This window comes from Algibacter mikhailovii (assembly GCF_014651495.1).
Lineage (GTDB): Bacteria > Bacteroidota > Bacteroidia > Flavobacteriales > Flavobacteriaceae > Algibacter_E > Algibacter_E mikhailovii.
On the sequence record NZ_BMWZ01000005.1, the window covers coordinates 105,790 to 125,016 of the forward strand.

Below are 19,227 nucleotides of genomic sequence, written 5' to 3' on the forward strand. Positions count from 1 at the left end.
TTATATTTTGAGGCTCGTTTAACGTTAGGCTTAGACCTTAAATTTAATTCTTAATTATTTTTTTTGTGATTACCGCACCATTTGAAAGCTGTACCCTTACCACGTAAGTGGCTTTGCTTAAATTAGATAAACTATAGGTTTCAGCACTTTTAGTTCCTTTTAAATCATAGAGCTGTCTGCCCAAAAGATCAAAAATAGCTACTGTTTTAATACTCAGGTGATCTGAGGTCTTAAAAAGAAACGCATCACCATACAATGACACAATACGTAGGGTATTATTTTCTACATTGTTTTCATCCAAGGACAAGGCAGCCTCTTCTTTAAATATAATTTCAAAACGCTCGTTAAACTCACCAACTTCTGAGGTAAAGCTGTAATCTGAATCTGTTAAATTATGAATGGTGTTGAGCGCGTTATCTTTAATATAGATGGCATTACTGTTTAAGAAATCCCCTTGTAAATGGTCAATGGAGAGTTTGAATTCTGTAGGTACAGTAATAGTGGTGCTAAAACCAAGTTTTATAACGTCGTCTTCGTTTATACTATTAGGCTCTTTGCCTTGAATAATATATTTTCCACTGTCATTCTCCATAATGCTGTAAAGTGCAGCAGCAAAACCAGGGTTAAATACTTTTGGAGCATCATAAGCCATAGGATCTTTACCATCTGTAGCCCCATCTACATAAGCTATTAGGGTTTGATTAAACACACCGTTATTAGAGGTTAAATTAACCCAAAGTTTATTAGCAATAGTATTAGTAGCGGCCGATTTTTTTGTACTTGCGATTTTAAAAAATTGTTCATTACTTGTAGCGGTTGCCATACGCATGGTATTGGTAAAGGTCGCCGTGCCTGTTGTTATAGCAGGAATAAAAAAGCCTTGTCCTGATGGTATGAAACCGTTTGGTGTCACTCCTGCGCCTCCAGGTTCAGTGCCAACACCACCGCTAAAATTGTAAACAGCATAGTCAGCCTGGTTCAAGTTTAGCTTGCTATTGCCTGGATTTGACGCTAAAGGCGGTCTGAACTGCGACCAAAAATATGCAACGCCTTCAACTACCGCTGAATTAGCAGCAGCAAAGAGGTCAAAATCTATAGCAGACGGATAGGGGTTTCCTATAAAATTCCATTTGACATTAGGGTTTCCGCCGTTGACAAAGATATCTACAGTTTCATCACCAGTATTGAATTCTCCAAAAAAGGTGACATTATCAACCGCTGGATATGTACTTGACTTTATCCCGGTTACAGCATAGCCAACACCTGTTTCCATGGTTGAAGACCCAAAGGCAAAATTCCAATCATCACCGTTATCGTCTACATCATCACCGTCACTATCACGAAAGTTTATTGCCTCGAAATAGTAGCGACTATCGCCATCAACTAAAGGGAATACATCATCAATAGTTGCTCCAACTACCGGAGAACTCCAATAGGTATAATAATACCAATCTGCCTTTGAGGGCGTTGTTTTATTTACTGTGCCACTACCTATAAAGCTTCCTGCATCTGAACCTTCGCCTCTTTGCACAAAATTACCTTGCGTTTCAATAGTTAAATCCCCATTTACAATAGCATCATGTTCTATTTCTATATAGGTTGTGTTTTCAACTGTTAGGGTAACTCCTGTATTAATTGTTATACTACAGGCTGTTATATCGCCGTCATCTGCTGTATTATAAGGGGAAGCAATAATCACTTCATTGGTTGCATCTGGACCTGTTCCATTGCTCCATCCATCATCATCCCAAGTTACTCTAGCACGGCAATCTCCGCAGACAAAGTCGCAATAATCTGACAGGTCATAACGGGGTGTGTCTTGGGTATCCCAATTACCGGCAATACAAATAGATTCTAAAATGGAGCCAGTTCCTAAAGTGACTGTGCAGTCATATTTTCCATTGTCAAATTCAATGACACTGACTTCATCAATATTATCAGTTAATCCCCGAGGTTGGCCTGAAGTCTGATCACTGTTTGCACCGCGACCTCTCCAATCATCAGCATTGAAGTTAATACCGAATACAAAATCAGGATTATCATCAGTACCTTGGTACGCCAATATTTGGTCACCATTCGTGTCTAAATCAAAATTGGAAATTTCGCTAATGTCTAATTCGCCATCAGAGGGTTCTAAGTCAAAAGTAAATGGAATACCAAAAAACCAGCCCTCTCCTGTACCCGTGGGTATTGTTATTTCCGTACCACAAGGGAAATCGCTGTCGGCGGTCCAAATTAATACGCCTTCCCCTGTTCTAAACGTGTCAGGATTATCCTGATCATTCCAGCCATTATCGGTAAATCTAATGACAGTGCCATTTTCAATGTCATTTAAAAGGACAAACGAGAATTCATTTTCTGTGGTAGTTCTACTTCCAAAAAAGCCTATAAACCCCGCCTCAACTACACTATCTTCACTATTAAACCCTGTAATAGCAATGTCACCAGGGTTAAGGGTAGTCCCTTGTCCATAACTAAAAGTACTGACAATAAAAAGTAAAAGTATACAGGTTATTTTTTGTATCATGACACGTAGGTTTGTAGGTTAGGCTTCCTTTAATTAGGCGAAAGTAATAAAATGAATGCGGTTTTTTTAGGCTTTCATCGTATTTTTTTGCAAATAAACGATATTTTTTGCATAAAGTCAGAAAATCTTTACAATAAAGAAGGATTAAAAGATAAATGCCCCGTTTGGTGTTTTAAATCTACTAGTTTTTAACCATTTTTTTGGTGATTATGGCGCCATTTGAAAGCGTTGTTTTAATAATGTAAACCGTTTGCTTTAAATGGGATAGTCTATAGGTCTCAGAATGGGAATGGCCTTTTAAATGATATAAGGGCCTGCCTAAAACATCAAAAATGACTATGGTTTTTATGTTAAGGTTTTCAGCGGTCTTGAATTGCACTTGCTGATTATTTAGTTGCATAATATGCAACATGTTGTTTTTTAAATGGTTTTGAGCTGTGAATAGGGCCTTGTCTTGAAATACAAGTTCAAAACGATTATTAAATGCACCTACTGCCGAGGTAAAACTATAACCCGATTCGCTTAAATTATGAAGGGTATTCAGTGCATGATCTTTGAGGTAAATGTTGTGACTACTTAAGAATGCACCCTGCAAATGGTCAATAGAAAATGTGTAAAGGGCAGGGCTACTCATGGTGTTAATAAAGCCTAGTGTAATAACTTCATTTGGGCTTAAAGTTTGAGGGTCTTTTCCCTGAATGACATACTTAGTGTTATCGTTTTCTATGTGGCTATATAGTGCAGCAGCAAAATTAGGCTGTAGTACTTTTGGCGCATCATAGGATAGGCCATCATTGCCATTAGTAGCGCCATCAACGTAGCCTACTAATATTTGTTGAAACACGCCGTTATCAGAAGTTAAATTCACCCAAAGTTTGTTTTCTAAAGGGTTAGGGGCGTTTAATGATTTTGAACGTGATTGCTTAAAAAACTTATTATTACTGGTGTTATCTGCCATGCGTATGGCATTGGTAAACGTAGCTGTCCCTCTGTTAATGGCAGGAATAAAAAAACCTTGCCCACTGGCAATATACCCATTTGGTGTATCTGGTCCTCCACCAGCCACGCCGCCAGTACCAATGGTAAAAACAGCATAATCATTTTGACTTAAGTTTAATTTTGAGTTACCTGGGGCATCTTCTGATGGAGGCGTGGCTTGTGACCAAAAGTAAGCGGCACCATCTATAATCGCTGAATTAGCGAGTTGAAAGGCCACAAAATCTATTGCCGACGGATAAGGGTTGCCAATAAAATTCCATTTCATACCCAAATTAGTGGGGTCAAAAGTAATATCGATTTGCACATCACCGGTATTGAACTTGCCTTCAAATGAAATGTTATCTTGCCGAGGGAATATGCCTGATTTTTCAGCTGTTACAGCTTAACCAACACCAGGTACCATGGTGTCTTCAGCAACTGCAATTTCCCAGTCATTATTGTTGTCATCAACATCGTCTGTGGGGGCGTTATCTAAATAATTTTGAGCATTAAAACGATAACGTCTATCGGCCCCAACCAATGGAAATACGTTTCCAATAGTTTCATTAACAACGGGAGAGCTCCAATAGGTATAGTAATAATAATTTGGTTTTAATGGGGTTGTTTTGTTTAAAACACAGGATCCTGACGGGCCTAAGGTGATCGTGCCGTTTGAATTATTTTGTACAAAGTTACCTTGATGCTCAACCATTAATGTGCCATTTATGACCGCATCGTTTTGTATGGCGAGAAATGTTCCATTTTCAACAGTGAGAGTAAATCCGTAGTCTACAGTCAAACTACAGGCCATTAAACTATTAATACTTGTACTGTAGTTTGAGGAAATTTTAATATGCTTACTCATATCGGGATCCCCATTAGACCATGAAGAACCATTCCAAATTGTTGTGCTAAAACAAGTATTGGGCGTTGTACAGGAAATAGAACCGCTTGAGATACCTAATGTTTGACGTATGGTATCGTCACCAGTCCAATTTAAGGGATCAACGGTTGCCGCTAGGATTAAAGACTGATTGCTGGTAACGCTATAATTATAAATACAGTTGTCTTTATTAAAAGCTACGGCATTAATACCGTTAGTTAAGCCTGCTGGCACGGCGCTATTTTTATTGTCTACAGCATCAGTCCATCCATTGCTATTACCAAAATGAAGCGCATATTTTAATTGCGGGGTCCATATGTTGCTTTGAAACGCAATAATTTGATCGCCGCCAGTTTCATTAAATAGAAAGCCATCTTCTGATTCAACGGCTTCCCCAAGTGTTGCAGACCATATATTACCACCAGCTCCTGTAATAATAATCTCTGTACCACAATTTAAATCGCTGGTAGCAGTCCATTTTACAATACCTTCTGGCACAGGATCATTTGAACTGTCAAGAATAAAAGTACCTGTGGTATCCCAACTTTTATCGGTAAAATTAATTTCAGTCCCACGCAATATATCAGTCAACAGAATAAAAGAGAATTGGTCAGAATCAGTTGTATTGACGCCCGTTATGGCGAGGTCACCTTCTTCTAGTATGGTGGTGTCACAAGTAAAAACTCCTCCTCCTGGAATGCCTAAGGTTTGATAGTTACTACTGCTACCAAGCCATTCATTAGGATTAACAAGAGCTGCTAAAATCAAATTGGTGTTGCCTAAAATGTTATAATTATAAACAATATTATCCCTAGAAATATGAACGGCATTGATGCCGTCAGTTAAGCCTGTTGGTAAGGCGCTCTGGTTAGTGTTGACGGCATCAGTCCAATTAGAGCCGTTGGCAAAATGAAGCGCAAATAGGAATTCAGGAACTAATGTAGTGCCTTGAAAGGCGATAATTTGGTCGCCTGACCGTGAAAGCGTAAAACCTTGATCTGATTCAAGGGCTGTACCAACGGCTGGTGATACGGACCAATTATTGCTACCAGTATCTGTAATAATAATCTCTGTACCACAGTTTAAAGAACTGCTAGCTGTCCAGGTTATCATACCTTCACTAAGTAGGGCGCCATCTGTGCTAACATTATAAAATCTGCCGCTGGCTAGCCAGCCCGTATCTGTAAAATTAATAATGGTGCCATCTTCTACATCAGTTAATAATACAAAAGAGAAGGCATCGCTAGAATCTCCTTCAATTCCTGAATTTACTCCTGTTATTGCAAGCTCACCGGCTCCAAGACTAGTTTGCCCAAACCCAAGACCAAAAGTTAACATTGAGAATATAAATGAAGTTATTTTTTTCATAATGGCAGAATTTCCTGTAAATTGGATTTCTATGTCAGAATACACTTATGATAAAGATAGGTTTTTATTTTTTGTAATCCAATGATTACAAAAAAAACATACACGGTAAAAGAGGCTACAAAAAAATTAGAACACTATTGTGCCTATCAAGAACGCTGTCATCAAGAGGTGCGTCAAAAGTTAATAGCCATGGCTATGATTCCAGAAGCTATAGATGTAATTATTGTGCATCTTTTAGAGCATAATTACCTTAATGAAACACGTTTTGCTCAAGTTTTTGTGAGTGGAAAGTTTAGAATAAAGCACTGGGGAAGGCGGCGGCTAACTCTAGAATTAAAGAAAAGAGATATTTCAGTGTATAATATCAATAAGGGGCTAGCTGAAATTGATGATATAGAATATTTGGAGGTTTTTAATCAACTTGCTGAAAAAAGAGTTGAGACCATAAAGGAAACACAGGTATATAAAAAGCGCAAAAAGTTTATAGATTATTTTTTATATCGTGGTTGGGAGTCTCATTTGGTATATGATAAGGCGCAAGAACTCATTAAGTAAATTAACTAGTGCACCCAATAAAAAAGCCCTGTTATATGTATAACAGGGCTTTTTTACAATATTACATTGTCTTATAAGTTAAACGAAGCACCTATATTTACTGTAAATTGATTGTTTAGTTCTTCAGCAGGTGTTAACGTCCCAGATTTGTATTTTGCTATAGGTGTATTAAATTCAGTGAAAAGACCAAAGCCAGAACTAAAAAAATATCGAACACCAAGATGCCCACCAAAATTTCTAAGACCTAAACTTAATCCAGGATATAAATCGAAATTATCATCAATATTAATCACATTTCCTAAGTTGGCATTAAACCGACCTCTTACGTCAAAGCGGTCTATGAATTCAGCATTAATAATATCGTTAACGCCTAAAGCGTAAGATGATGAAATACCTAAGGATATATTCTCCCCAATACCAAAGTCATAACTGGCATTTATACCGGTAGCATTATTTTGTAAATTAACACCTAATTGAAATTTGTTATCTCCTTTGCCAATAAAAGCTTGAGAATTGACTATAGTAATACTTAAAAGTATGGCTATAAAAAGTAGTTTTTTCATGATTTGAGTTTGTTGTATGAACAGGCAAAGATATTATAAGTTCATGAATATCAAGCCAAATATTACAAATGCTTATGCGTGCGCATTATAGCTTGGTCGTTTTTCCAATCTATCCACTGCTGTCCTTTAATTCTACGCATGATATTATCAAAACTGCGCATAATGAAAACATTATAGACGGCTTTACCAAAGTTTTTTGGATTTCTTGCTATGGCTCGTAAACTCATTGAAAATCCAGGTGTAATATAACGCATATAGTGCCAGTAGCCTTCAGGCATGTAAAGCACCTCACCGTGATTAAGTTCGGTTTTGTATCCCTTAGCTTTTTTTAATAAGGGCCATTTTTCAAAATCAGGATTTTTAAAGTCAATGTCTTCTCTAGTGATTAGAGAGTGTGGTATTTTGTATAAAAAATCGTTCTGGTCTTGATCAAATAGGATGCATTGCTTTTTACCCTCAAAATGAAAATGAAAAATATTTGCCAAATCAATATCATAATGCATGAAGGTATGTGAATCTTGTCCACCAAAAAAAAGCATGGGCATGCCTTTCATAAGTCGTAATCCAAAATCGGGAAACGTAAAATCCTTTTGAAGCGCAGGGATCTCTTTCAGCGCATTCCACAAAAAAATACGGTATTTAGTGGGTTCGCGTTTTAAAAGATCTATATAGTCTTTTAGCTTCATTTTAGCATGGGGCTCATTAAACCCATCTTTGTAGTCTACTGGTCTATCGTCATAGAGGGGGATTGTTAAATCACCTCCCATTTTTTTCATATAGTCTAAATTCCATTTGCTGTAAGCCGGCCAATCTTTTATGACCTGCTCTATGACCACAGGTTTTTGTGGTTTAAAATAGTGCTTTAAGAAATCTTCCTTGGTAATGGTTTTTACTCTTGGAATGTCTTGTAAGTTTAATGACAAAGCGTGATAGTTTTGACTTCAAAGTTAAAAAAACGTTATAAAACAAAAAACACCCTCATGATATAAATGAAGGTGTATTTTGTAATTGTTATATCGCTTAAACTATTTTAAAGCTTTGGCTTTAACCTTTGCAGCTTCATTACGCTCAATGGTATGATCTGGTCTAGTCCATTTTGGCTTTTCACCTAATGATTGATATTCAGAATTTTGGGCTTCAACAGTTTGTGGTTGCACCTTTTTAGTAAAAGGTTTTTGTGGGTTTAAACCAAGTTCCTCAAACATTTTCATATCCTCATTCACATCTGGGTTAGGTGTGGTTAAAAGTTTATCACCTGCAAAAATAGAGTTCGCTCCAGCAAAGAAACACATGGCTTGACCTTCTCTAGTCATCTGTGTTCTACCAGCACTTAAGCGTACTTGAGTTTCCGGCATCACAATTCTAGTTGTTGCTACCATACGTACCATATCCCAAATCGATACTGGTTTTTGATCTTCAAGAGGGGTGCCTTCAACCGCTACCAAAGCATTAATAGGAGTCGATTCGGGCTGTGGGTTTAATGTAGAAAGAGCTACTAACATACCTGCCCTGTCTTCAATGTTTTCACCCATGCCTATAATACCACCGCTACACACAGTGACATTGGTTTTACGCACATTATCTATGGTGTCTAAACGGTCTTGATATCCTCTAGTGGAGATGACTTCTTTATAATATTCTTCCGAAGAATCTAAATTATGATTGTAAGCGTATAAACCAGCTTCGGCTAAACGTTGCGCTTGATTTTCTGTAACCATACCCAATGTACAGCAAACTTCCATCTCTAATTTATTAATGGTACGCACCATTTCAAGAACTTGATCAAACTCTTCACCGTCTTTAACATTTCGCCAAGCTGCTCCCATACAAACACGAGAACTACCTGTCGATTTTGCACGTAAAGCTTGTGCTTTTACCTGCTGAACAGACATTAAATCATTCCCTTCAATATCGGTATGATATCGTGCGGCCTGTGGGCAATAGCCACAATCTTCAGAACAACCTCCCGTTTTAATAGATAGTAAGGTGCTTACTTGAACCACATTTGGATCGTGATTTACTCTGTGAACCGTTGCCGCTTCATAAAGTAACTCCATAAATGGTTTGTTATATATCTCAAGAATTTCTTCTTTGGTCCAGTTGTGTCTAGTCGCGCTCATAATTTTGAATAAGGTTGTAAAAGTAGAAAATTCCGCTGTAAAAGCGGAATTTTAATCTTATTCTTTACCTTTAGAATTATCAACATCCTTTTTGGGAGGGCTAGTTTTTGGCTTTGTTTCTACTGTTTCTGCTTCAACTTCTTTTCCACTCAGATATTCCGGTAATGTCATACCTGCCATATTGAACATGTCTTGTAATGGCGGAACAGATTTATACATACCAGATAAGAAATTGGCTGTAGAAGACTTGCCGTCTTTTGAGCCACCATTTTCCCAAACAGTCACCTTGTCAATTTTTATGTTTTTAATGGCTTCAGCCTGAGTTTTCACTAACTCTGGTAACTTGTCTGCAATAAGTAATAATACAGCATCTTTAGAGTCATTACCTGCAGCTTTTACAATTTGATCTAAACCAGCTGCTTGTTTTGTTAATACTTCATATAGGCCTTCAGCCTCAGCTTGGGCTTTCAATAGGATAGCATCAGCTTCACCTTTAGCTATTCTACGTATGTTTTCAGCTTCAGCTTCCGCATCTATTTCTACTTTACGCTTGTCAATTTCAGCAGGCACAATAATGTCAGCCAATTGCGAAGAGCGTTCTCTTTCTGCTCTAGCTTCCTCTGCTTCTCTCTCAGCTGCATAGGCTTCTTCTAAAGCTTTTGCAGCCTGAACTTTTTCAGATGCAATAGCACGTTTTTCTGCTTCAGCTTCACGTTCTCTACGTTGAGCATCGGATTCAGCAATAGAAATTTTTGCAATATTTTCTCCATCAATCGCTCGGGCATTAGCTTCTGATGTTTTTATTCTTTCTTCTTTTAATGCTTCAGCTTCACCAATTTTGGCTAAGGCGACTGCACTTGCGGTTTGTATGCGCTCATTTTGATTCGCATTAGCTTCTCCAATTTTAGCTTGAGCATTGGCTGCGGCTACTTGAGTTCTTTCATTTTGCATAGCATTAGCCTCACCAATTTTAGCTTTGGCGTTTAATTCGGCAACTTGAGTTCTTTCATCTTGTACCGCATTAGCTTCACCAATAGAACCGTCCCTAGTTTTTTCAGCTACCGATTTACGTGCTGCATTTATGGCATGAGCAGCAGCTTCTTTTCCTAAAGCTTCAATATATCCGGATTCATCAACAATATCTGTAATGTTTACGTTAATTAGCTTTAATCCAACTTTTTTAAGTTCAGATTCAACACTCTTTGAAATATTGGTTAAAAATTTGTCCCTATCTGAGTTGATCTCTTCAATATCCATTGAAGCCACCACCAAACGTAACTGACCAAAAATAATTTCTTGAGCCAACTCTTGAATTTCATTTTGTCCTAAGCCTAATAACCGTTCAGCAGCATTTTGCATAATACCTGGTTCGGTAGAAATACCAATAGTAAAACGAGAGGGCACATTAACACGAATATTTTGTTTGGATAGCGCGTTTATGAGATTAACTTCAATAGATATAGGTGTTAAATCTAGAAATTCATAATCTTGGATTACTGGTAATATAAAGGCCGCACCACCATGGATACATTTGGCCGATTGTCCACCACCAACTTTACCATAAACCACTAAAATGCGATCTGACGGACAGCGTTTGTAACGTCTTATTAAAATGATGAAAAAGACAAAAACAAAAAAGATAGCGGCAATAATAGCCATGGGCAAGCCTAGATTAAAGGCTTGTAAAGAAAATGTTAAATACATATGTTACTTGTTAAGTTGTTCTACAATTAAAATACCATTATCGGTTACAGATGTTACCGAAATTACAGTTCCTGATTTTAAATCGACTTGGGCATCTGTTAAAGCTTCAAGTTCTCTTAAAGCGCCTTGAATGCGGATATGGGCTTTTCCAATGCTTGATCTGTTAGCCCCTATAGTTAGGTATACTTCGCCTACGCCGCCTATCGCGTTTTTGTAATTTAAAGTACCACTATGGTTTAGTTTATTCATATAATAAAACATGCCTGCCATTATGGCCATCATAATTAAACCAGCGATTAAGGCAATAATGATGGTTAATGGTTTTGATAAACCGGCATCTATGCATGCAATACCACTCCAGCCAAAAAGGGTGAAAAAGCCAACCAAATTTTTGAATGTGATAAATTGAAAACCAATGCCCGTATCGGTTTCTATTTCGGCGTCAGTATCTAAATCAGCAGAGTCGCCTCCTATAAATGTGGTCATGATAATAAAAACAAATATTACCGACCCCAATAAAGCAATGCTCCAAAATATCTTTGGGAAAAGTTCTAAACTCGAGTACCACTCCATAGTATTAAAAATTAAAATAATTAAATAAACGGGTAAATATTTGATGATAGCTAGGGCGTAGATTCAAGAAATATTTGAAAAATAAATGTAAGGCTTTTTGTATAATCTTACAATGTTAAATTGAAAGTAATATAGAAACGGCATTGCCACCAAAGCCTACAGCATTAACTAAGACGTTTTTTATTTTTTTTGGTGGTTTAGGGTTGTCTATATAAGGGACACCTATACAGGTTTGATGCTGAAGCATCAATACCGCGAGTTCAATGTTTAGCGTTCCCGAGGCTCCAAAGGTGTGACCTATCTTCCACTTATTGGTAGTTAAAAAAGGAGTTTTGTTACAAAATATTTTTTCAATGGCCTTAAATTCTGAAAGATCACCTTTTATTGTACCTGGTGCATGCATGACAATAACATCGACTTCATCGGGGTTGATATCCCCTAAGGCCATTTTCATGGAGCGCTGAAAGCACTGCGCATCACTAGAAATAGAGATATTGTGTTTTAATAGTTCTGTGGCATATCCAATGCCAACAATGCTAGCAAGGGCATGGTCTTGCCATCCTTTTTCTAAACAAACCATTGCAGCGCCTTCGCCCAATACCATGGTGTTTTCAGTTTTTTTAAAATCCAATGCACGACACGGGTAGTGGTCTGTACGCTTTGAATATATTTTTAAAGCTTGCATTTGGGCAATGGTAAAAGCTGTAAGTGGTGCTTCACTTCCGCCAACCAAAAATTTATCACACATGCCGGAATTAATCCAAGCAATACCATTTAACATGCTATGTAAGGCTGTAGAACACGTTATAGAATGACTGATTTCAGGACCTTGGGTCTGTAAATCGTGTGCCACCCAAGAAGAAATGTTGCCTAATGTGGTGGTTGGAGAACTTAAGGTTTCGGCTTTATTATTTTTTATGAATGAATCATAATAGGTTTCAAAAAGTTCAGTGGCTCCTCTTGAAGATCCAATATTGATTCCAAAATTGTCTGAACCATCCCAGTTTGCTTGTTTTATAGCTTCCCTCGATGTATAAATAGCGTATAGAACGGAGTTGTCTAATGATTTGTATTTGCTATCAGATAGCCTTAATTGTTCAATGTCTTGTTTTACTTCATCAGAAATTTTAGATACAAGTAACTCTTTTCCTAAAACCTCTTTTGTAGTAATGTGATGCGAATTGTTTAGGTAGCTTTTCCAAACTTCAGTAGATGATTTCCCTAAAGAAGATATAGAGCCAATGGCTGTTATTGAAATAATATTCTGCAAGGTTTTTAAAAGCTTTTGGCAAAAGTAATGCTTATGCCTCAGTGATAGAAGCGGCACCCATTTTAATTTTCAAAAAAATAAAAAAAGGCGGTGTCTTGACCTTTATGCTAAGACTCTAAACTATTTCTAATACGTCTTCAATTGCTTGATAGACTTGCTGTAATTCAGCATTAGAAATCACATAAGGTACTTGTATGTAAATGGTATTACCGAGCGGTCTTAAAAAGACGCCTCTATCCATGAAAAATGTTAAAAGTTTATCTCTTAGACTGCCATAACGTTCCATTTTAGTATTAAGATCAATGGCTAAAATAACACCTATATGTCTTGTGGTTTTTATTTTAGAGTGGTTTTTTATGCGTTTTAGGAATGCCTTATGGTTGCTACTTATGTTTTTAATATTATTTTGAATTTCTTCTGAAATAAGCAGCTCAATACCTGCAATGGCAGCTGCACATGCTACGGGGTTTCCAGAATACGTGTGGCAATGGAAAAACCCTTTTGCCATATCATTGCTTAAAAATGCATTGTAAATATCTTGGGTGCAAGATGTGATGGCCATAGGAATTAGACCTGCTGTTAGGGCTTTGCTAAGGCAAATAATATCTGGCTTAGTGTCTATATAATCAGAAGCAAAATATTTTCCGGTTTTACCAAACCCAGTCATCACCTCGTCTGCAATAGTAAGAATATCATGATTTTTACAATATTCTAAAATAGAATTAAGTCCATCGGCGTCATGAGTTTTCATTCCAGCAGCACCTTGAATTAAAGGTTCATAAATAAAACCAGCAATATGGTGATTAGAAATATAATCCTCCAATTGTTTTAAAATGTTTTGTGTGTTGGATCCGTTTGGTGTTGGAATGCGTTGTACATCAATTAAAAACTCTTCAAACGGGCCATTGTAAACAGATAATCCAGAGACGCTCATGGCTCCAAATGTGTCACCATGGAAGCCGTTTTCAAAGGCTATAAATGTTGAGCGTTTGTCTTTTTTGTTAAAATAATATTGAAGGGCCATTTTAATGCCTGATTCTACTGCTGTTGAGCCGTTATCATTAAAATAAATTTTATTTTGATTTTTGGGAAGTATGTTGATTAACGCTTCAGATAACTTTATAGCAGGTTCATGGGTAAAATCACTAAACATAACTTGGTCGAGCTGTTGCATTTGCTTGTGAGTGGCGTCTATAATATAGTCGTTACAGTGTCCATACATGCAAGTGTACCAAGAGGCAATGGCGTCTATATATTCGTTGCCATTTTCATCCGTAAGTATGCAGCCTTTTGCTTTTACAATGGCTAAGCTTTCTGGGTTTAGTTGGTGCTGTTTTAACGGATGCCAGAGGTGTTTTTTGTCTCGTTGTTTTAGATTCATAGGCGTCATGCTGAACTTGTTTCAGCATCTCATTATTTTGATTTTTAATATTAAAATAGAAATTAATATTCCAAAGTTTTTAAAGTTGGGTTTACAGTTTTAATTAAGTTTAATTTCCATGCTTTATGCCAATTCTTCAATTGCTTTTCTCTTGCAATAGCTTGATGGACATCTGAAAATGTTTCAAAATAGATTAAGTCTTTAAGTTGATACTTCTTTGTAAACTTTGAAGCAGTTCCATCATAATGTTCTGCAAGCCTTTTAGAAAGGTTAGCTGTAACACCAATATAAAATGTTGTTCTATATTTATTGGTTAATATGTAAATATAACTTGTTTTCATAATTTGATGGGACCCTGAAACAAGTTCAGTGTGACGTTACAATTTATCTTTAAACAATTTGGCATATTCTTTAACCACATTTTGATCAAAATAAGGCTCTTCATCGATTCTCCCAATTACCGGAACTTGGGTCATTTCAATAATAATATCTTCAGTTGATTGATGCGCGTTACCACTAAAAATTAGGGCAACTTCAAAGCCTTTTGCTTTTAAAGCGTTTATAGTTAAAAGGGTGTGATTGATGCTTCCTAAATAATGGCGTGAGACCACAATAACTTTATAGTCTGGTTTAATTAAATCGAAAATAGTGTTTTTATCATTAAGCGGGACATACAATCCACCAGCCCCTTCAATGACCAAATGATTCTCTGTTTTTGGGGACTTAATCGCTTTAATATTAATTTTAATACCATCAATATCTGCAGCAGCATGCGGACTCATGGGTGTTTTTAAGGCATACGCATTGGGGTAAAATGTTGACTTAGTATTGGATATTAGCTGTTTTACCTTTTTTGTATCGCAATGGTCTAATTCTCCGGCTTGAACAGGTTTCCAATAATCGGCTTGTAGGGCCTCGGTTACTATTGCAGATGCAATGGTTTTACCAACATCGGTTGAAATTCCAGTAATAAAATAGGTGCTCATTTAAAAATAGTTTGACAATCATTACAGATATGCTTTGACTTTTCAAAAAAAGGAAATAACATATATAAAATATTCTTTCTATCCGGTGGCGCCATTAAAATATGGTTTGAATTGCAATTAGGACAATGAATATCTTGCCCGTTTTCAGTTTTGCGGTAGCGCCGAATCTCATTATATATTTCAGTGGCTCTTTCTAAATCATGTTTATGAACTAATAGCTTCACACCGCCTATAGCCTGACTGAGTAATGGGTCAGTGTCTATTGTTTTTTCATCAGCTAACATGGTGTTGATGTGCTCTGAGTCTAACTTTGATTTGGTAATTTGAGCTTCAGTGGAATACTCAAAAACAGCTAAAACAATAAAATTATCATTCATCACATTTTCAATTTAATGGACAAAGGTAGCCAACAGACCTAAGACTTCCGAGATTTCTTTTTCAGAATTATAGGCATGTAAACAAAAACGCAAACGTTCTTCGTCTTTAGGAACTGTAGGAGATAATATGGGTTTTACATCAAAACCACTATCCTGAAGCTGTTGTGAGATGGATTTTACGTTATCATTACCAGAAATAATACAACAATGTATGGCTGAGTTTGATTCAATAAAAATATGCTCAAGATTATTATTTACTATTTCAGCTTTAAAACAAGTAATATTTTCATACAGTTTGTTTCTGCTTTCGGTATTCGTTAACATCTTGTAGGCTGAATGTATTGTTGCTAAACTATGCGGGGGTAAAGCCGTGGTGTATATAAAACTCCGCGAAAAGTTAATAAGGTATTGCTTTAGTTTTGAGCTTCCTAAAATGGCTGCGCCATGACATCCCATAGCTTTTCCAAAAGTTATAATACGCGCAAAAATGTCGTGTTCAAGTTTTAAATCCTGAATTATACCGGCACCGATATCTCCATAAACACCAATGGCATGGGCTTCATCTACAACAAGAAGAGCATTATAAGTTTTACAAATGTTGGCTATACCTGTTACATCTGGAGAATCTCCGTCCATTGAAAAAACAGATTCTGTAACAACATAAATTTGAGAATCAAGAGGACTTCGATTACGCTCCATCTTATACTTTTGTTCTAAGTCTGCAAGATTGTTATGCTTAAACTTGTAGGCCTTAGCGTTACTTATTTTAATACCATCTCTTATGGAGGCATGGATAAATTCATCGTAGAGTATAATGTCTCCACGTTGAGGAACCGATGAAAAGAAGCCAATATTGGCATCGTAACCTGAATTAAAAATTAAAGCAGATTCGCTATTGTGAAATTTACTAATATCACGTTCAAGGTAATTATATAATGTGTGATTTCCTGAAAGCAACCTGGAACCTGTGGAACCATTCTGCTTTATATTTTGTTCAATTAAAAAGGTATGGGCGTTGTTAAAAATGGTTTCGTTTATAGAAAATCCTAAATAATCATTTGATGAAAAATCTATTAAATCATCTGGTGTTCTTAGTTTACGTAAGGCATTATTCGCTTTACGCGCATCTAATTTTTGATTTAGTTTTTTAGGGAAGTCTTTCATCTAAAAACAAATATAAATAATGCTTCCCTGATTTTATGGTTTAAAATATTTTTAATTAAAATTATTGTTTATCAATAATTTTATATACTTTTGTTACTGTTAAACAATAATAAAATGAAAAAACTAGCTTATTTTACAGCGTTAATTTTATTTTATTTCATAGCTGCAGTGCTTCTGTTTGTATTCTTGTTTTCCATACTTTCGTTTTTAGAATTAAAATTTGGAATTCAAATTCCGTTTGTAGAGGTTGTTGAGAATCGCGGTAAAGTACATGTCCCTTTCATAGGGCTAAATATAAATGTACCTTTTAACTATGGTGTTCTAATCATGTGGAGTGCTATGTCTTATTATACCATATACTTTTATGCCTTCAAGGAATTTTTAAAAGTATTTATCGAAAAAAAGGTTTTTGAAAGTAAGTCTTTAAAACGAATGCGGTTTTTTATGATATTAAATCTCGTACCGTTAATTTATATCTTAGGATTCAGCGTATCATTTTTGGTAAGAGGTATTCCTGTCCGTTTAGAAGATGATTATTTTATTGTATTTGCTCATGTAGTAATAGCTTTTCTAATCTATTTATACTTGGATGTTTTGAAAAAAGGGAAGTATGTTCAAGAAGAAAACGATTTAACCATATAGCCATGAAGCACAATACTACTATTTTAATTGTTATAACTTGGGTGCTTTTGTTATCGGCTGTTTCAATATTACTAAATGATATGCGTGAGTTTGATTTTGATCAATTCAAAGATTTTCAAAATTGGGCAAAAACAGCGAATAAAAATGATCCTTGGTTTACCTCAAAAAATGCTATCCAATGGAGTTATTATGCTATTAACGCTGGCTTGTTTTTTTGGAGAGGTTATCTTATTTATGGGTTTTCATATTTTTTATCTATTTTGAAAGAGATTGAAAATGGAAATTATTTTTGTGATAAGAATATTAATTATTTTAAAAAGATTGGAAATATCTTTATTTGGTATACCATTAGTGTTTTAGTATTAAGGTTTCTATTGGCGGCAATTGGAGGATCTACGTTTAACTTTTTTAATGAACTTAAAGGAGAATTTACCTTTTTAATACCAGTAGGTTTAGCATTTTATATTTTAGCAGAAATTTTTAAACGAGCAAAACATACCGAAGAGGAAAACGATTTAACCATATAGCCCATGTCAATAATTGTTAACCTAGACATTATGCTTACAAAGCGAAACATGAAAAGCAAAGAGCTAGCTGAAATTATTGGTATAACCACGGCGAATATATCTATTTTAAAATCTGGTAAGGCTAAGGCGGTCCGGTTTTCTACTTTGGAGGCCATTTGTAAAGCTTTAGATTGTCAACCTGCTGATATTTTGGAATATGTTGAAGATTAAAATTGTATTTTTGAAATGATTTAAATTTTACACGTTCGCTATGAAAACCCCTTTTATTATTTTGTTCTTTTTTGTGTCGTTTATTGGTTTGGCTCAAAACAATTATATTGTGAAAACTGAGGATGGACGTCGTGTGTTATTAAAGGCAGATTACACTTGGGAATACATTGATTTAGAAATTCCTGCTGCAAAGACTGCAGATTCTACATTGGTTGCTGCAACTTTGCCTGTGGCATCAAATACTTGTGACCTTGCTCCAGATTTTGAAGAGCCAAAGTTGAATAGTAAAGTTCAGTCACAGTTAAAAAAGGGTCGTGCTACCATGAAGTATGTTAAGAAAAAGGTAGCTAAGGATTATAATTGTAATGAAGAAGATGTTTTGTTGATTTCTTATAAAGAACAGAAAGAAAAAGGATCCTACACTTTATGTGCCAATGGAAGTAGAGTGGCTTATAAACGCATAGGTACTAAAATTATGAAAAAAGGTAAGTTGTTTTAGAGAGCCGCATACAATCTTCTTTTAGTTTCTATTTTTTGATTAAACTTTACTATATTTAGTACCAAAGTATATTTAAATGATAGCACACAAATCAAATGCACTAAATATTTTTCAACCGCAGTTTACCGAAAGTCTTGGTGCCCTGTTTTTTGATACAGGGATTTCAGCGGGGTTTCCGTCACCTACTGAAGATTTTGAGGAGCAACAGCATCTTTCGTTGGATAAAGAACTGGTTAGGAACAAGGAAACTACGTTTTATGCGCGAGTAAGCGGACAGTCAATGATTGGCGCAGGGTTAGATGATAATGATTTGCTTGTCATTGATAGGAGTTTAGCACCAGCCAATAACAAAATAGCCGTTTGTTTTTTAGATGGTGAGTTTACAGTGAAACGTTTAAGAGTGGATAAGGATGAAATATGGTTACAACCTGAAAATCCGAACTATCCAATTATTAGAGTTACGGAAGACAATGATTTTGTTGTTTGGGGTATTGTTACTAATGTAATAAAAAAGGTTTAACCTGATTTAGAGATAAAAAAAAACGCGAAATCAATGATTTCGCGTTTTTTTTATCTCTAAGAAATAATACTAGTCGGCTAGTATTATAACCTTGTTATCCTTCATTTCCAGTGTACCTGATTTTATATCAACTAATAGCACTTTGTTATCCACCATATGAGGTTTTACTTCAGGGTGTAACTGATCATAATCTAAATGACTCTCAGTATGTACTCTAATTTTTACTTTTCCAGCAGTTAGTGTTGAAACAATAGGAGCGTGATTATTCAACATTTGAAATTCACCATCAGTTCCTGGAACAGTTACTGAGTCAACTTCTGAACTTGTAAATAATGTAGCTTCAGGTGATACAATTTCTAAATACATATTCTTGATATTAG

19 protein-coding genes and 1 pseudogene are annotated in these 19,227 nt (G+C 35.9%); 6 read left to right on the top strand and 14 right to left on the bottom strand.

Annotated elements, in window-relative coordinates:
- Positions 1–43: 43 nt before the first annotated feature.
- Both IE051_RS11535 and IE051_RS18790 read right to left on the bottom strand, forming a co-directional pair.
- On the bottom strand, positions 44–2,527 hold the full coding sequence (locus IE051_RS11535; protein WP_189360952.1) for a RemA C-terminal-like gliding motility protein: 2,484 nt from the start codon (positions 2,525–2,527) through the stop codon (positions 44–46).
- A 181-nt stretch (positions 2,528–2,708) separates the two neighbouring features.
- Positions 2,709–5,756 (bottom strand): annotated as a pseudogene (locus tag IE051_RS18790) (RemA C-terminal-like gliding motility protein).
- A gap of 81 nt (positions 5,757–5,837) precedes the next feature.
- Here IE051_RS18790 and IE051_RS11550 point away from each other — a divergent pair.
- A complete protein-coding gene (locus tag IE051_RS11550) occupies positions 5,838–6,311 on the top strand; it encodes a regulatory protein RecX (protein WP_189360955.1) in 474 nt (157 codons plus the stop codon).
- Positions 6,312–6,382: 71 nt separating this feature from the next.
- Here IE051_RS11550 and IE051_RS11555 read toward each other — a convergent pair whose 3' ends face one another.
- The 11 genes from IE051_RS11555 to IE051_RS11605 form a co-directional block, all read right to left on the bottom strand.
- The gene (locus tag IE051_RS11555; protein WP_189360956.1) at positions 6,383–6,874 is read right to left on the bottom strand and encodes a DUF6646 family protein; all 492 of its coding nucleotides are present in this window, start codon (positions 6,872–6,874) and stop codon (positions 6,383–6,385) included.
- 62 nt (positions 6,875–6,936) lie between these two features.
- Positions 6,937–7,797 (bottom strand): cupin-like domain-containing protein, encoded by an 861-nt coding sequence (locus IE051_RS11560; RefSeq protein WP_189360957.1) that lies wholly within the window; start codon positions 7,795–7,797, stop codon positions 6,937–6,939.
- A 102-nt stretch (positions 7,798–7,899) separates the two neighbouring features.
- The gene (bioB, locus tag IE051_RS11565; protein WP_189360958.1) at positions 7,900–8,994 is read right to left on the bottom strand and encodes a biotin synthase BioB; all 1,095 of its coding nucleotides are present in this window, start codon (positions 8,992–8,994) and stop codon (positions 7,900–7,902) included.
- A 57-nt stretch (positions 8,995–9,051) separates the two neighbouring features.
- Positions 9,052–10,653: a flotillin family protein gene (locus IE051_RS11570; RefSeq protein WP_189361312.1), complete on the bottom strand. Its 1,602-nt coding sequence runs from the start codon at positions 10,651–10,653 to the stop codon at positions 9,052–9,054.
- Positions 10,654–10,701: 48 nt separating this feature from the next.
- Positions 10,702–11,271 (bottom strand): hypothetical protein, encoded by a 570-nt coding sequence (locus IE051_RS11575; RefSeq protein WP_189360959.1) that lies wholly within the window; start codon positions 11,269–11,271, stop codon positions 10,702–10,704.
- 115 nt (positions 11,272–11,386) lie between these two features.
- The gene (locus IE051_RS11580; protein ID WP_189360960.1) at positions 11,387–12,541 is read right to left on the bottom strand and encodes a beta-ketoacyl synthase N-terminal-like domain-containing protein; all 1,155 of its coding nucleotides are present in this window, start codon (positions 12,539–12,541) and stop codon (positions 11,387–11,389) included.
- 115 nt (positions 12,542–12,656) lie between these two features.
- Positions 12,657–13,922, bottom strand: a complete 1,266-nt coding sequence (gene bioA, locus IE051_RS11585) for an adenosylmethionine--8-amino-7-oxononanoate transaminase (protein WP_189361314.1) — start codon at positions 13,920–13,922, stop codon at positions 12,657–12,659.
- Positions 13,923–13,984: 62 nt separating this feature from the next.
- The gene (locus tag IE051_RS11590; RefSeq protein WP_189360961.1) at positions 13,985–14,263 is read right to left on the bottom strand and encodes a GIY-YIG nuclease family protein; all 279 of its coding nucleotides are present in this window, start codon (positions 14,261–14,263) and stop codon (positions 13,985–13,987) included.
- Positions 14,264–14,299: 36 nt separating this feature from the next.
- A complete protein-coding gene (gene bioD, locus IE051_RS11595) occupies positions 14,300–14,908 on the bottom strand; it encodes a dethiobiotin synthase (protein ID WP_189360962.1) in 609 nt (202 codons plus the stop codon).
- Positions 14,905–15,285 carry a putative signal transducing protein gene (locus IE051_RS11600; RefSeq protein WP_189360963.1) on the bottom strand — a complete coding sequence of 127 codons (381 nt, stop codon included), beginning with the start codon at positions 15,283–15,285 and terminating at the stop codon, positions 14,905–14,907. Before IE051_RS11600 ends, bioD begins: the two co-directional genes overlap by 4 nt.
- Before the next feature lie 12 nt (positions 15,286–15,297).
- Positions 15,298–16,449, bottom strand: coding sequence for an aminotransferase class I/II-fold pyridoxal phosphate-dependent enzyme (locus IE051_RS11605; protein WP_189360964.1), 1,152 nt, complete (start codon positions 16,447–16,449; stop codon positions 15,298–15,300).
- Positions 16,450–16,563: 114 nt separating this feature from the next.
- On the opposite strand from IE051_RS11605, the gene IE051_RS11610 reads away from it, so the two are divergent.
- From IE051_RS11610 to IE051_RS11630, 5 genes are all read left to right on the top strand, one after another.
- On the top strand, positions 16,564–17,091 hold the full coding sequence (locus IE051_RS11610) for a DUF2975 domain-containing protein (RefSeq protein WP_189360965.1): 528 nt from the start codon (positions 16,564–16,566) through the stop codon (positions 17,089–17,091).
- 2 nt (positions 17,092–17,093) lie between these two features.
- On the top strand, positions 17,094–17,618 hold the full coding sequence (locus IE051_RS11615; protein ID WP_189360966.1) for a DUF2975 domain-containing protein: 525 nt from the start codon (positions 17,094–17,096) through the stop codon (positions 17,616–17,618).
- A 3-nt stretch (positions 17,619–17,621) separates the two neighbouring features.
- Positions 17,622–17,828 carry a helix-turn-helix domain-containing protein gene (locus IE051_RS11620; RefSeq protein ID WP_189360967.1) on the top strand — a complete coding sequence of 69 codons (207 nt, stop codon included), beginning with the start codon at positions 17,622–17,624 and terminating at the stop codon, positions 17,826–17,828.
- A gap of 40 nt (positions 17,829–17,868) precedes the next feature.
- Complete coding sequence (locus IE051_RS11625) at positions 17,869–18,327, top strand: DUF3157 family protein (RefSeq protein WP_189360968.1); 459 nt, start codon at positions 17,869–17,871, stop codon at positions 18,325–18,327.
- Positions 18,328–18,403: 76 nt separating this feature from the next.
- Complete coding sequence (locus tag IE051_RS11630; RefSeq protein WP_189360969.1) at positions 18,404–18,847, top strand: LexA family protein; 444 nt, start codon at positions 18,404–18,406, stop codon at positions 18,845–18,847.
- Positions 18,848–18,916: 69 nt separating this feature from the next.
- Here IE051_RS11630 and IE051_RS11635 read toward each other — a convergent pair whose 3' ends face one another.
- Positions 18,917–19,213: a F0F1 ATP synthase subunit delta/epsilon gene (locus IE051_RS11635; protein WP_189360970.1), complete on the bottom strand. Its 297-nt coding sequence runs from the start codon at positions 19,211–19,213 to the stop codon at positions 18,917–18,919.
- Positions 19,214–19,227: the final 14 nt, after the last annotated feature.

Coding starts and splice junctions, on each gene's coding strand:
- IE051_RS11535 (WP_189360952.1), bottom strand. CDS start 2,527: ATGATACAAAAAATAACCTGTATACTTTTACTTTTTATTGTCAGTACT.
- IE051_RS11550 (WP_189360955.1), top strand. CDS start 5,838: ATGATTACAAAAAAAACATACACGGTAAAAGAGGCTACAAAAAAATTA.
- IE051_RS11555 (WP_189360956.1), bottom strand. CDS start 6,874: ATGAAAAAACTACTTTTTATAGCCATACTTTTAAGTATTACTATAGTC.
- bioB (WP_189360958.1), bottom strand. CDS start 8,994: ATGAGCGCGACTAGACACAACTGGACCAAAGAAGAAATTCTTGAGATA.
- IE051_RS11570 (WP_189361312.1), bottom strand. CDS start 10,653: ATGGCTATTATTGCCGCTATCTTTTTTGTTTTTGTCTTTTTCATCATT.
- IE051_RS11575 (WP_189360959.1), bottom strand. CDS start 11,271: ATGGAGTGGTACTCGAGTTTAGAACTTTTCCCAAAGATATTTTGGAGC.
- bioA (WP_189361314.1), bottom strand. CDS start 13,922: ATGAATCTAAAACAACGAGACAAAAAACACCTCTGGCATCCGTTAAAA.
- IE051_RS11590 (WP_189360961.1), bottom strand. CDS start 14,263: ATGAAAACAAGTTATATTTACATATTAACCAATAAATATAGAACAACA.
- bioD (WP_189360962.1), bottom strand. CDS start 14,908: ATGAGCACCTATTTTATTACTGGAATTTCAACCGATGTTGGTAAAACC.
- IE051_RS11600 (WP_189360963.1), bottom strand. CDS start 15,285: ATGAATGATAATTTTATTGTTTTAGCTGTTTTTGAGTATTCCACTGAA.
- IE051_RS11605 (WP_189360964.1), bottom strand. CDS start 16,449: ATGAAAGACTTCCCTAAAAAACTAAATCAAAAATTAGATGCGCGTAAA.
- IE051_RS11610 (WP_189360965.1), top strand. CDS start 16,564: ATGAAAAAACTAGCTTATTTTACAGCGTTAATTTTATTTTATTTCATA.
- IE051_RS11615 (WP_189360966.1), top strand. CDS start 17,094: ATGAAGCACAATACTACTATTTTAATTGTTATAACTTGGGTGCTTTTG.
- IE051_RS11620 (WP_189360967.1), top strand. CDS start 17,622: ATGTCAATAATTGTTAACCTAGACATTATGCTTACAAAGCGAAACATG.
- IE051_RS11625 (WP_189360968.1), top strand. CDS start 17,869: ATGAAAACCCCTTTTATTATTTTGTTCTTTTTTGTGTCGTTTATTGGT.
- IE051_RS11630 (WP_189360969.1), top strand. CDS start 18,404: ATGATAGCACACAAATCAAATGCACTAAATATTTTTCAACCGCAGTTT.
- IE051_RS11635 (WP_189360970.1), bottom strand. CDS start 19,213: ATGTATTTAGAAATTGTATCACCTGAAGCTACATTATTTACAAGTTCA.